This window comes from Brevundimonas naejangsanensis DSM 23858, from assembly GCF_000421705.1.
Lineage (GTDB): Bacteria > Pseudomonadota > Alphaproteobacteria > Caulobacterales > Caulobacteraceae > Brevundimonas > Brevundimonas naejangsanensis.
Genome location: NZ_ATXN01000002.1, coordinates 432467 through 445285, shown reverse-complemented (window position 1 = coordinate 445285; position 12819 = coordinate 432467). Strand labels below are relative to the sequence as shown.

Genomic DNA, 12819 nt, shown 5'->3' with positions numbered 1-12819 from the left:
CGCAGGATGCGGGACCGATGAGAACAAATCAAGAACAAAAATAGCGCCGAGCGCCAGGCGTTTGGGTCGCGCTCTGGCTCAGATCAGCGCCGTGCTGAGGCGTTAGGCCTGCGGTCGCGCCGGTCGCCGCCAGGGCGCGGGCCCTCGCGACGCCAGCGCACGGACAGGGAGGTGTCGCCTTCGCCGCCGAACTTGGAAGTTACGGCGAGGTTGCGGCGGACCTGCCACTCGACGCTGACCGCCGCCCCGCGTTCGGCGCCGCCGATGACCTCTAGATAGATGTCGTCGGTGATGTAGCGGCCGCCCGCGACGGTCAGGCTGGACGCCTCGCCGCTGAAAGACAGACGATCCAGCCCGGCCAGTTCGCGCAGGTTGCCGATCACGTCGAAGCCGCCGCCGCCCGCGAGTGAAGCGACCGCCGAAGCGAGTTGGGCCGCCTCGAACGGGGACAGTTGGGCTGCGGATCGCCCGAACAGCACCTGCGACAGAATTTCGTCCTGAGGCAGGGCGGGGGTCGAGGTCAGTTCGATCTTGGGCGCTGCGGCCGTGCCGGTGACCTTGATCACGGCGGTCAGGGCAGGGTCCTCGCGGACGGCTTCAAGGTTGAGGCGGATCCGCGATGGGTCGGTCGACAGGGTGACGGAGCCGCGATCGTCAAAGACGAAACGCTTGCCCGCGAACTCATAGTCGCCGCGCACCACATTGGCCGTGCCGGACAACTGAGGATCGGCGATCGTGCCGCGTACCCGCGCATTGGCGGCCAGTTCGACGTTCAGACCGCGACCGCGCACATAGATTTCCCGTCCGGTCAGGTTCAGGTTCAGGCCGATCCTGGGACCGCCTCGCGCCTTCTGCTCGGTCTGAACGGGGTCGCCGCCGGGACGGTTGATCTCGACCACGTCCATTTTGACGATGCCGGTGGAGCCGGGCAGGTTCGGCGAGATCTCGGCGTCGTCGATGTTCAGGTCGCCGGTCAGTTGAATGTCGCCGTTCGCGCCGCGCACTGCTGTCAGGCGGCCGTTGGCGCGGGCCTTGGCGATGTCGTTGTCGATGATGCGGAAGCGCGTCAGTTCCAGCCGCAACGTCGAGGGCGATCCCTGACGCAGGCCGATATCGCCATTGCCGGAAACCTCGCCCTTCAGCCCGTCGGTGGCCTGAAACTGTTCGATCACGGCCTGGCTGTCGTTGAAACGGCTGGCGAGAGTCACATTCTCCAGGCGCAGACCCGAGGCGCTGTCGCGGAAGGCGCCCTGCGTCATGTCCAGTCGGCCGTTCAGTCGGGGCGCGTTCAGCGTGCCCGCCAGCGTGGCTTGGCCGTTCACCTGACCGGACAGCGATTGGGCGCCGCCCAGGAACAGGTCCCAGATCGGCTGGATCTGACCGCGAATAGCCACCTGACCCGACATGTCCCGGGTCCGGGCGATGGCCAGACGCAGCGGAGCGGCCGAGGTTTCGACCGGTAGGCTGACGTCGGCTGTCGCCTGAACGGCGGTTCCGTCATGGGCCTGAGCGCGCAGGCGCAGCACGTCGCCGGTCAGGTCGGCGTTCAGCGTGCCGTCGACCGCCAGACCCCGCGGCGCGTCGATGCTGCGTAGTTGCTTCAGGTCTACATTGGCCGAGCCGCGCAGGGTGTCGCCCTGTCCCTGCATCGAGACGCGGCCGGTCACCTGACCGCGCAGATCGGGAAGCAGCGAACCCATTTCGACATTGGTCAGGTCAGCCTGGATGGCCGCGCCCTGCTTGTCCTGCTTCAGTTCGCCGGTCAGGACGCCGCCGCCGACGCCCAGGTCCAGCCGCGCTACGCGGCCGTCGCCGTTGATGGCGAAGACGGCGGGCGCACGGGTGGTGAAGGCGATCTCGCGCACACGGCCGCCGCCGCGCAGGGTCAGGCTCTGCGCCGGGCCCTGGCGGGAGTATTCGCCGGAACCGTTGAACTGGACCGGATTGGCGCCGCCCACATCGGCAGCCACGGTGAAGGGCAGGCGTTCCAGCGTGCCCTGGCCTTTCAGCGACAGATTTCGCAGGGTCCAGTCCTGACCCGTCAGGCGTACGTTGCGGCCGGTGATGTCCAGCACGGCGGTCTGATCGCCCGCGCCCTCGGTCAGGCGCACCCGGCCGTTGGCCTCGCCCGAGGCCAGGAAGGCGCCCTGGCGCGCGGTGAAGGTCAGATCGGCGCTGGAGGGGAAGTTGTTCGACAAAGCCACGTCGCCCTGAGCCGTGACGCCGCCTGCGTTCACATCGACATCCGACAGACGCAGGCGCGGACCGCCCAGATAGAAGTTCCCCGAGGCGCGCGCCGGTCCGTAGTTCGAGCCGGAGGTCAGCACCACGCGGCCGTCCGAGGCGTCAGCGCCCTTGCGGAAGCTGAGGATCAGATCGGCCTTGGTCAGGATCAGCCCGCCCGCAGCCACCTTGTCGAAGGCGGCGCGCAGGTCGGCGCGCGGCTGGGCCAGGGTGCCGGTCAGGGCGCCGTCGCCCGACATGGCGCCGTCGATGGCGACCGGGCCGACGCCGAAGGGACCGCGTGCGTCCCAGTCCAGGGCAAGGCGCAGTTTAGAGCCCTCGATACGCCCCTTGGCGCCTGCGCGTCCGGCGGCGCCGGTCAGTTCGCCGGTGTTGATGGAGACGACGCCGTCGTTCAGCGACCCGGCCAGTTGCAGGCGCGGCGTCGCGCCCAGAAGACGATCCAGCTCTTCCATGCCGATGGCCATGCGAGAGCCGCGCCCGTCGAAGCTGAGGACCCAGGGCGCGCCGGTCCGAGCGGACGAAGCGCGGATCGGTCCGCCAAAGGCCCCGCGGGCGCCGGGCTGAATGCGCGACAGGTCGGTCAGTTCGGCGCGACCCGTAAAGTTGAGGCCCCCGTTTAGGCTGCGTCCGCCCGAGCCGGTCAGGGTCAGGCCCTGGCCGCGCGCATCGACCTTCTTCAGCAGCATGGCGCCATCGGCCATGCGGACGCCTTCCATCTGTATGTGCGGCGTCGCGCCCAACAGGGCGCCGATGATACCGGCCGAGGAACCGCCGACCGCCCGCACGTCGGTCGTCACGTCGATACGACCCTTGTTGGCGGCGATGTTGACCGGACCCGAGATGCGCGTGGCGCGATAGGAGGCGATGTCGGCGTTCAGCAGACTGGCCGAACCTTGCAGGCTCCATACCTGAGCGTCGCCCTTGAACACGCCGGTATAGGCGGCCGGACCGGCGACCGGGCTGCCGACCAGACGGCTGAGCGACGGCGTGGTCAGTTCCAGGTTGATGCCTTCCGGCGCGGTGTTGTCCGTCGTGCGGATCAGGCCGCGCGCGCTGGATTCAATGTTGTCGGCGTACAGGCGCCAGGCCACGCCCTGATAGCCCTCGCGTTTGGCGTCCGGCGTCATGGCGAAGCCGAAGCGGGCGGTGCGGCCGATGCGCTCGACGAACGGCTCCAGCAGGTCGGAGCCCGAGAAGTCAGCATAGCCCGAGACCTTGGCGCCGTTGTCGCCATAGGTCCCTTTGACCAGCAGGGGGCGGAATTGGCCGGTCTGCACGGCCACGTCGATGACCTCGCCGTTCACCACGGCGACAGCCGAGAAGGGCTGGTCAGGCGAATAGCCCAGCGAACCGGCGATCGGTCCGCCCTGGGCCTCATTGGCGCGAAGGTTGACGCGCAGGTCTTCGGGCTTGTCGCCGAAGGCGGCGGCCAGGCGCAGATAGTCGCCCTTGCGGTTCAGGCTGTAGGCGTTGACGTTGGCGGTCTTGACGCCCTTGCGCGGAATTGCGGCGTCGCCGCTCAGCGTCCAGCGGCCGTATTCCTTGGAGAAATCCTCCATCAATTCGACATTGGCGCTGAAGCGGTCGATGTCGATGGAGATGGCTTGCGGGCCGCCCGGCTCGGTGGGCGCCTCCAACTCCGGGCGACGCAGCAGACGAATCTGACCCGCGCTGATTTCGGTGGCGTGAAAACGCCGCGCCAGAAGGGGCCAATAGGACCAGTCGACGCGCACATCAGTCGCTTCGAGCCAGACGCCCTTTTCGTCGGTTACGGTGACGCGTTTCAGGCGGAAATCGTTGAACAGGTCGCCCTGCAGACCTTCGACGTTGATGCGACCGTAGCGGCTGATCTTCTTGCCGGCGACGAAGCTTGTGATCAGTTCACGGCCCGGATCGGAAACCAGATACATCCGCCCGCCGACCAGGGCGACGATGACCAGCGCCAGCAGGCCCGCAGAGACGACCCCGGCGATGAAGGCGGCCAGCTGAAGCCGGGTGCGTTTGCGCTTCGCCTTTTCGGCGGGCGTGTCGGCGACGTCTGCGCCCGTTTCGTGAGGCGGAGGAGTGTCGGTCAAAACGCCTGGCCGATGCTGATGTAGAGCTGGAATCCTGAATCGCCTTCGCGCTTGTTCAGCGGGAAGGCGACGTCGGCGCGGACGGGACCGAACGGCAGCTTGTAGCGGACGCCGACCCCTGCGCCGTAACGCATGTTGCTGAAGTTCGGCGTTTCCTGAAAGCCGACGGCGCCGGCGTCGACAAAGGCGACTGCCTGGAACTTCTCGCCGATATCGCGCCGCACCTCTAGTGAGGTTTCAAACAGCGACAGGCCGCCGCGCGGACGGTTGTCCGGCAGGCGCGGGTTGATGCTCTGATAGGAATAGCCGCGCACCGAGCCGCCGCCGCCGGAATAGAACAGGCGGTCAGAGGGAACCGTCAGCTCTTCGCCGCCGATGATCGAGCCGATACGGGCGCGCCCGGCCAGAACTGTCTTCGCGCCGTCCTGCAGCGGCAGATAGGCGCTGGCCTGTCCCTCGGTGCGCAGGAACATGACCGTGTCCTCGCCCGTCACTGCGGTCGGCTGGGCTGAAACGGAGAGGCGGTAGCCGGTCGTCGGGTTCAGCGGATCGTTGGAGCGATCCATAAAGGCGCTGCCCCGCAGGGTGACGATCGCCAGGTCCCGGTCCAGGGTGATCGGCGTCTGCGTCAGGGGATCGAAGCGGTATTCCGTATATCGCCCCGCGTCCACGCCCAGGCCGTAGCTGAACCAGGACGTCTTGCCGAGACGCTGGGACAGGTCCGCCGCAACCGTCAGGGCGCTGCGGTCATAGGCGTCGGTCTGTTCGTTGACGATGAAGGACGACAGTTTCAGCGTCCGACCCGCGCGCCGCCAGTGGGGCTGCGACCACTCGCCGCCGATGCGACTGTCGATGCTGGCGATCCGCGCCCCGTACCGCAGCGTGTCGGCGCGGCCGAAGCGGTTGTAGCGGGTGCGGAAGATATCGACGCCGACGCCCTCGTAGGTCGAATAGCTGGCGCCTGCCTCAAGCAGGCTGACCGGCCGATCGGCCAGGGTGACGACAACCGGCCTCAAGCCGTCCGGGCGCGTATCGTCCAGCGACGACAGGGCGACGCCCACGCCGTCATAGACGCCGGTGTCCAGCAGGCGGCGCTCCAGCTCGGCGACGTCTTCTGGATCGTAACGGTCGCCTTCCTGCCAGGGGACAAGGCTCTGGATCCAATCCGGCTTGGTCGGGCCGCGTGTCCGCAGTTGGATGCCGTCCAGCCGCACCAGTTTGCCGGACGCCACATTGAAGCCGGGCTCCACCAGAAAAGTCGCATGATCCACGACGACCCGGCGGGGCTGGGCGACGGCGTCTGCATAGCCGCGACGGGTCAGGTCGGCGATCAAGCGTCCCTCGGCAGCCAGCACGTCAGCCGCTCGGCCGGGCTCGCCGGGCTTCAGCTGGATGTTCTCTATAACCGCGGCGCTGGTGTCTGCGTCCGGGGCGGGCGCGCTCCAGTTGACCTTGGCGTCTCCCAGAACGAACCGGCGGCCGGGCGTGACCTCGACGATGGCGACAGGCGTTTCCTCGCCTTCGACCTGATCCTGGACCGTGGCCTGATAATAGCCTTCAGACCGCAACAAGGCCTGCGCCGATTCCAGCGCCGCCCGCGCGCGACGACGGGCTTCAAAGCGATTGGCCGGCGCGCCGTCGACCTGACCCACCGCCTGTTCCAGCTGTCGCTTCAAATCGGCGTCGATCTCGCCGCGAATCTGGGCCCTCGGCTCGGCAGTCGCCTGTGTGGCGAAGGCGCACAGGGCCGCGGTGGCTAGAAGGAGGGGGAGCCTCGACGTCAAATCTGAACCCTGTGTGTGGTTAACACGCCGCACTTAGCCGTCTGCGCCGATGGAATCAGTAAAACAGCGTATCGCTTTCAGGCTGCACCGTCTCCTCGGAGGAGCGATGGTCGGGCGGCAGGGCTTCGACAGGCGCGGTCGGCGGCGTGTCGGGGGCTTCTGCTGCTGTCGGCGCGGCGGCGTCCTCGGCGGCGGGGGTTTCGGGTTCAACGACCGGCGCCGGAGCAGGGGCCGGTTCGTGGCGAGGCTCCTCACAGGCCGCCAGCGCAGCCATGGCGCCCAGGGCGACGGCGCCGAGCAGCAGACGCTTCGGAATGAATTGGCTCATGGAGATTCCCCCTTTCAGGGGCTGGAAACGTGAAAAAGGGGACGGAGGTTCCCGCACGCCACGGTGTTGCGTGGAATCTCTGAACGCAATCTGAACCCGAACGAGCATTGCGCCGCCTCTCCAGACCCTTTCCAGCCTGGCATATCCGGGGTGTTTGTTTTCCAACAAATTTTCCGAAATATCGGCTTGCCGGATCAGAAACTCGACCGTATGTTCCGCGCCTCTTCGCAGACGCGATGTGCGCCCCTAGCTCAGTTGGTTAGAGCATCTGACTTTTAATCAGAGGGTCCCCGGTTCGAGCCCGGGGGGGCGTACCATTTTCCACTCAAAAATCAGTAGATGTTCAGGCTGGCCTGTCGGCCTCGTGACCTGAAACGGCGCCTTGGCGAGACGCCGGTCCATATGTCACGCGCTGAGCGGCAAACGCACCGTGAAGCAGCTGCCCAGACCAGGGCCCTCGCTGACGAGATCGATCGTGCCGTCGTGCAGTTCGACCAGCTGTTTGACCAGCGCCAGACCGATGCCCAGGCCGTCGCGGGAGCGGTCGTCGGGGCCCTTCGACTGAGCGAACAAATCAAAGATCCGGTCTTTCAGATCAGCTGAGACGCCGATGCCATTGTCGGCGACATCAATCCGGATCTGATCCTGCTCGATCTCGACGGATAGGAGTATGCGGCCCTCGCGCGGAGTGTATTTGGCGGCGTTGGCGAGCAGGTTGCTGATCACCTGGGACAGACGGGTGAAGTCGCCCTTCAGCCACACCGGCTCGGGCGGCAGGGAGATCGTCAGTTCGTGCGATGCAGCCTCGATCCTTGGGCGGCTGGTGTCGATGGCGGAGTCGATGATGCTCTGCAGGCTCACACGTTCTTGTTTGAGGGAAATCTTGCCCTGATCGATTCTGGCGACGTCCAGAAGGTCTTCGATCAGACGCGAAAGGTGGTGGGCCTGCACCTCCATGCGGGCGTGAATCACAGCCTTGCGCTCTTCGTCCGACTGGCGCTGCAGCAACTGAAGTCCGGCGTGAATCGCCATGATGGGATTGCGCAGTTCATGGCCCAGCATGGCGATGAAGTCGTTCTTGCGCCGATCAGCCTCGCGCAGGGCGTTGGCGTAGGCCTCCAGTTCATTGCGCTGGGCGAGACTTTCCATGCGCTGGCGATACAGGTCGATGAAGACCTTGGCCTTGCTGCGCAGAATGTCCGCCTCAATCGGCTTTTGGATGAAGTCCACCGCGCCCGCTTCATAGCCCCTGAAGCGGCGCTGAAGGTCGGCGCTTCCGGCGGTGACAAAGATGATGGGGATGTGGCGGGCATTGACGTTGCCGCGCATGAATTCGGCCAGTTGAAAACCGTCCATGCCGGGCATCTGAACGTCGAGCAGCGCCAGGGCGACATCATGAACCAGCAACAACTCCAGCGCCTCGTCGCCCGAACGGGCCTTGAGGCAGACCACGCCTTCGCTTTTCAGCAGAGCTTCCAGCGCCAGCAGGTTCTCCTCAAGATCGTCGACCAGCAGGAGATGAATCGGCTGTTCCGTGCTGGTCATTCTCTTTCGAGACCTTTCAGATAGTCGGCGATGCGTTCGAGCGGCAGCACGAGCGCGGCGTTGCAGGCCTGACGAGCGGCCTGAGGCATGGTCCGGGCATAGGCGGCGGTCGGGTCCTGCACCAGGGCGACGCCGCCGGCGGCGTGCACCGCCTTGAGGCCGGCTGCTCCATCATTGTTGGCGCCGGTCAGGATGACGCCGATCAAACCCTCGCCATAGGCGTCCGCGGCGCTCTCGAACAGAACGTCGATGGAGGGACGTGAGTAGTTGATCGCTTCGTCGGATGACAGGGCCAGGTCCCCGTTTTCTTCAACCAGGAGATGGTAATCGGAGGGGGCGAAGTAGACCACGCCGGAGCGGACAGGCTCCTTGTCCTCAGCTTCCTTCACCTCAAGTCCGCATTGGGCCTCGAAAAGAGGCGCCAGAACATTGCTGCGGTCGGCCGGGACGTGAAGGACGATGAAGATCGGCCAGGGGAAATCGGCAGGCAGAGCGGGCAGGAGGGCGAGCAGAGCCTGAACGCCCCCGGCGGAGGCGCCGATCACCACGGCCCGGTCCGGCGCCGAACTCATGCCTCGCGTTTCCTGTATATTTTTTCCTCGGGAACAAACTCGGAAAAGGCCGCCGCGTGGCGGGAAAAACGCAGGCTTTCCTTCGACCCCACGCCGAGAAAGCCGTGTCGCGCCAGGGATTCCCTGAAAAGGCCGACGGCGCGGTCCTGAAGTCCTCGGTCGAAATAAATCATCACATTGCGGCAGGAGATCAGCTGCATTTCCGCAAAGACGGCGTCCGTGACCAGGCTGTGATCAGAGAAGACGACGTTGGCGCGCAGTGATTTGTCGAAGACGGCTCGCCCATAGTCCGCAGTGTAGTAGTCGGAGAGTGACGATCTCCCTCCTGATTTTTGATGGTTCTCGGTGAATTTGCGGATCCTATCCAGCGGATAGATCCCAGCCTCAGCAGCTCTTAGGGCGTCAGGGTTGATGTCCGTTGCGTAGAACAGCGTACGGTCGAACAGGCCTTCCTCGCGAAACAGGATAGCCATGGAATAGAGCTCTTCGCCGGCGCTGCAGCCCGCAATCCAGACCTTCAGCGACGGATAGGTGCGCAAGTGAGGCAGGACCTGTTCTCGCAGGGCGCGGAAATAGCCGGGGTCGCGGAACATTTCGCTGACTTGAACGGTCAGGAATCCGAGCAGGCGGGGAAGCATTTCGGGATCGTGCAGCACCCGTTCCTGAAGGGCTGTCAGGCTGGGCATGTTGAAATGGCTGCGCGCCTGCAGCAGACGGCGTTTGATCGACGCCCGCGCATAGTGGCGGAAGTCGTAATGGTAGCGTTGGTACAACGCCTCCAACAGCAGGCCGATCTCGATGTCTTCCGTCTGGTGGGGCATTTCGGGGCTCAGCGGGGCATCCAGACGCGCACCAGGGACAGCAGCTTGTCTACGTCCAGCGGCTTGGCCATATAGTCATTGGCCCCGGCCGCCATACAGCGTTCCTGATCGTCCGGCATGGCCTTGGCCGTCAGCATCAGCACCGGCAAGGTCTTCCAGCGCGGGTCTTTTCTCAGCTCGCGGGTCGCCGTCAGACCGTCCATGACCGGCATCATCACATCCATCAGCACCAGATCGACCGCCTTGGACGGATCGGTAGAAGACCGATCCAGCGCCTCCAGCGCCTCCTTGCCGTTACGGGCGATCTCGACCAGGGCGCCGCGCGGTTCGAGCACATTGGTCAGCGAATAGACGTTCCGCACGTCGTCCTCGACGATCAGAATGCGGCGGCCTTCCAGCACGGCGTCGCGGTTGCGTGCCTTGCGGATCATCTTCTGCTGCTCTGGCGGCAGTTCCGCCACGACCTGGTGCAGGAACAGGGAGACCTCGTCCAGAAGCCGTTCCGGCGATTTGGCGCCCTTGATGATGATGGAGCTGGAGTAGCGGCGCAGTTGTTGCTCATGATCGGGCGACAGGTCCCGGCCTGTATAGACGATGACCGGCGGGAAGCTGTGGCCGGTGTCGCGGCTGAGGGTCTCCAGAAGGGAGAAGCCCGAGGCGTCCGGCAGCGTCAGGTCCAGCACCATGCAGTCGAAAGTCTGGCTCTTGAGTTGCTCCAGACACTCTGCGGCGGTGCCGACGCCCACCGTTTCGACGTCGCCGGAGCTCAGCAGGCGGCTGACCGCATCGCGCTGAACCAGGTCGTCTTCGACGATAAGGACGCGCCGGACGGTGCGGGTCAGCTTTTCCTCAAGGTTGCGCAGGACCTCGGCGAGGTCCTCCCGCTTCACCGGCTTGATCAGATAGCCGATCGCGCCCAGCGAAAGGGCGGTCTGGCTGTGGTCCTCGCCCGAGACGACGTGAATGGGGATGTGGCGGGTGTCGTCGTCGCGCTTCAGTTCGTCCAGAACGGTCAGGCCGGACTGGTCGGGCAGGCCGATGTCCAGCACGACGGCGCTGGGGCGATGGCGTTTGGCCAGTTTCAGGGCTTCTTCAGCGGTGCCGGCCACAATGCACTGGAAGCCGAGTTCGCGCGACAGGTCGCGCACGATGGCGGCGAACCGGCCGTCGTCTTCGACCACGAGCAGCAGCCGCCTGTTTCCACCGAGGTTGTCCCGGTCGTCTTCAACGCTGGCGGATAAAGGACGAGGTTCAGTCGGCCTGGGGTTCGGCCTCGCCGGAGAAGGCGCGAGGGGCGAGGCCGCGACCGCAGCCTCACGCGAGGCCACGCGTGAGGCGTCATAGGTCCGCGGCAGGAAAAGGGTGAAGACGCTGCCTTCGCCGACACGGCTTTCCAGTTCGATCCGACCGCCCAGAAGCCGCGCCAGTTCGCGTGAGATCGACAGCCCCAGGCCTGTTCCCCCGTATTTGCGGCTGATGGTCCCGTCAGCCTGCTGGAAGGCCTCGAAGACGCCCTTCTGCTGGTCGGGGGCAATGCCGATGCCGGTGTCCGAGACCGCGAAGGCGATCTCATCGTCGGGCAGGGCGGATATGCCCAGTTTGACCAGGCCGCTTTCGGTGAATTTGAAGGCGTTGGACAGCAGGTTCTTGAGAATCTGCTCAAGCCGTTGACGGTCCGTCTCCATCAGGTCGACGCCCGGATCCACCTCGATCTCGAACGGCAGGCTGCGATCATCGGCGATGGGCTGGAAGGTCTGGCGGATGTCTCCAGTCAGCCGCTGCATCGAGACGGCCTCCGGGCGCGCCTGGATGTGGCCGGCCTCGATCTTGGACAGATCCAGGATATCGTTGATCAGGGTCAGAAGGTCGTTCCCCGATGACTGGATGGTCCGGGCGTAGTTGACCTGTTCCTCTGACAAGCTCCCCTCGGGATTGTCCGCCAGCAGCTTGGACAGGATCAGCAGAGAGTTCAGCGGCGTCCGCAGTTCGTGGGACATATTGGCCAGGAAGTCGGACTTGTACTGGCTGGCCTGTTCCAGTTCGCGGGCCTTCAGCGTCAGGGCGGCGGCGCCGCGTTCCAGGTCATCGCGCTGTGTCTCCAGCATCTGCGCCTGTTCTTCCAGCTGGCTGTTGGTCTGTTCCAACTCGGCCTGCTGCTGTTCGAGGCGGAACTGGGATTCCTTGAGCGCCCGACCCTGTTCCTCCAACTCTTCGTTGGAGACGCGCAGTTCCTCGCTCTGGACCTGAAGCTCTTCGGCCTGACGCTGGGTTTCCTCCAGCATATTTTGCAATTGGGCGCGATAGCGGGCCGAGCGCAGGGCGGCGCCGATGGCGGGGCCTACCTCTTCGAGCAGGGTCGTCAACTGCTCGTCCGGAGCGTGCAGGAAGCCGAGTTCCAGCACCGCGTTGACGGCGCCGTCCGCCTGGACCGGAGAGATGATCAGATGCCTGGGTTTATCGCGGCCCAGGGCCGATCCTATGGTCAGATAGCCGTCCGGCACGTCGGATACGCGCAGAGCCTGGCCATCAGCCGCGACCTGACCCAGCAGGCCTTCGCGCAGGCCGAAACGATCCGGAATGGCCGCGTCGGACGGAACGCCCAGCGCGGCGATGCGGCGATATTGGCCGCCTTCGCCCTTGAACAGAGCGGCCGCCTGCACCCCGGCGTAGCGGCCGAGATAGGCAAGGATGCTGTCGCCCAACTGTTCAAGGGACTGATCGCCCATCATGGCTTCCGCCAGGCCCACCTGTCCCTTGTTCAGCCATTCCTGGCGCGCACGAGCGCGCGCGCTATGTCGGATCAGGTTGAAGATCACGATCGTCAGAACGGCGCCCAGCAGTCCTGACAAGAGACCGCTTCCCAGCGCTGTTCGATAGGCGGCGTCCATTGAGGTTATGCGTTGTGCGCGTACACGCTGCTCTTCGACGCGCATCAGTCCGATCCGGGCGCGAATAGAGTCCATGACGCGCTTGCCCTCGTCAGTGCCCATCCGCGCCAAAGCGGCCTGCATCCCCTCGGCTTGACGGGTCTGGAGGGTCGCATCCAGTTCGGTCATCTTGGCGTCGAGCAGGCGACGCAACTCTTCAAGATGCGCTTGCTGGCTCGGGTTGTCGCGCGTCAGATGCGCCAGATCGCCCAGTCGCCGGTTCAGATCACCCGTCGCGGCCTCATAGGGCTGAAGATATCGGATGTCGCCGGTCAACAGATAGCCGCGCTGGCCCGTCTCCGCATCCTGCGCGGCGGACAGGATGTCTTCGACGGCGACGATCACCTCATGCGTATGGATGATCTGCTGATTATTGGTTCGCAACACCTCGACGTTGCGCCAGGCCAGTATCCCGGTGGCGAGAAAAAAGGCGAGAACCAGCGCCAGTCCTACCGTCGCAACGCTTTCCATCTTCGAGCCCGCTGACGGACGGCTTGGCGGCTTCATCGTGTTGTAACCC

7 protein-coding genes and 1 tRNA gene are annotated in these 12819 nt (G+C 65.2%); 1 reads left to right on the top strand and 7 read right to left on the bottom strand.

Features of this window, described 5'->3' with window-relative positions:
* Nucleotides 1-83 precede the first annotated feature (83 nt).
* The 3 genes from H556_RS0102370 to H556_RS0102360 are packed head-to-tail and all read right to left on the bottom strand — an operon-like array spanning nucleotide 84 to nucleotide 6434.
* Nucleotides 84-4322, bottom strand: a complete 4239-nt coding sequence (locus H556_RS0102370; protein ID WP_024352916.1) for a translocation/assembly module TamB domain-containing protein — start codon at nucleotides 4320-4322, stop codon at nucleotides 84-86.
* Nucleotides 4319-6106: an autotransporter assembly complex protein TamA gene (locus H556_RS0102365; RefSeq protein ID WP_024352915.1), complete on the bottom strand. Its 1788-nt coding sequence runs from the start codon at nucleotides 6104-6106 to the stop codon at nucleotides 4319-4321. The genes H556_RS0102370 and H556_RS0102365 overlap by 4 nt, the downstream gene beginning before the upstream one ends.
* 55 nt (nucleotides 6107-6161) lie before the next feature.
* Entirely contained in the window at nucleotides 6162-6434 is a 273-nt protein-coding gene (locus tag H556_RS0102360; protein ID WP_024352914.1) for a hypothetical protein, read from the bottom strand.
* 240 nt (nucleotides 6435-6674) lie between these two features.
* Between H556_RS0102360 and H556_RS0102355 the strand changes: the two genes are divergently transcribed.
* Nucleotides 6675-6751 (top strand) — tRNA-Lys (locus tag H556_RS0102355).
* Nucleotides 6752-6839: 88 nt separating this feature from the next.
* Here H556_RS0102355 and H556_RS0102350 read toward each other — a convergent pair.
* The 4 genes from H556_RS0102350 to H556_RS0102335 are packed head-to-tail and all read right to left on the bottom strand — an operon-like array spanning nucleotide 6840 to nucleotide 12770.
* The gene (locus H556_RS0102350; protein WP_024352913.1) at nucleotides 6840-7979 is read right to left on the bottom strand and encodes a hybrid sensor histidine kinase/response regulator; all 1140 of its coding nucleotides are present in this window, start codon (nucleotides 7977-7979) and stop codon (nucleotides 6840-6842) included.
* The gene (locus H556_RS0102345; RefSeq protein ID WP_024352912.1) at nucleotides 7976-8551 is read right to left on the bottom strand and encodes a chemotaxis protein CheB; all 576 of its coding nucleotides are present in this window, start codon (nucleotides 8549-8551) and stop codon (nucleotides 7976-7978) included. The genes H556_RS0102350 and H556_RS0102345 overlap by 4 nt, the downstream gene beginning before the upstream one ends.
* The gene (locus H556_RS0102340; RefSeq protein ID WP_024352911.1) at nucleotides 8548-9372 is read right to left on the bottom strand and encodes a CheR family methyltransferase; all 825 of its coding nucleotides are present in this window, start codon (nucleotides 9370-9372) and stop codon (nucleotides 8548-8550) included. The genes H556_RS0102345 and H556_RS0102340 overlap by 4 nt, the downstream gene beginning before the upstream one ends.
* Nucleotides 9373-9380: 8 nt before the next feature.
* The gene (locus tag H556_RS0102335; protein WP_024352910.1) at nucleotides 9381-12770 is read right to left on the bottom strand and encodes a response regulator; all 3390 of its coding nucleotides are present in this window, start codon (nucleotides 12768-12770) and stop codon (nucleotides 9381-9383) included.
* Between the last annotated feature and the right edge of the window lie 49 nt (nucleotides 12771-12819).

What these genes read in the sequence shown, in the direction of transcription:
- H556_RS0102345 (WP_024352912.1), bottom strand. Translation starts at nt 8,551, where the DNA reads ATGAGTTCGGCGCCGGACCGGGCCGTGGTGATCGGCGCCTCCGCCGGG.
- H556_RS0102335 (WP_024352910.1), bottom strand. Translation starts at nt 12,770, where the DNA reads ATGGAAAGCGTTGCGACGGTAGGACTGGCGCTGGTTCTCGCCTTTTTT.
- H556_RS0102350 (WP_024352913.1), bottom strand. Translation starts at nt 7,979, where the DNA reads ATGACCAGCACGGAACAGCCGATTCATCTCCTGCTGGTCGACGATCTT.
- H556_RS0102360 (WP_024352914.1), bottom strand. Translation starts at nt 6,434, where the DNA reads ATGAGCCAATTCATTCCGAAGCGTCTGCTGCTCGGCGCCGTCGCCCTG.
- H556_RS0102340 (WP_024352911.1), bottom strand. Translation starts at nt 9,372, where the DNA reads ATGCCCCACCAGACGGAAGACATCGAGATCGGCCTGCTGTTGGAGGCG.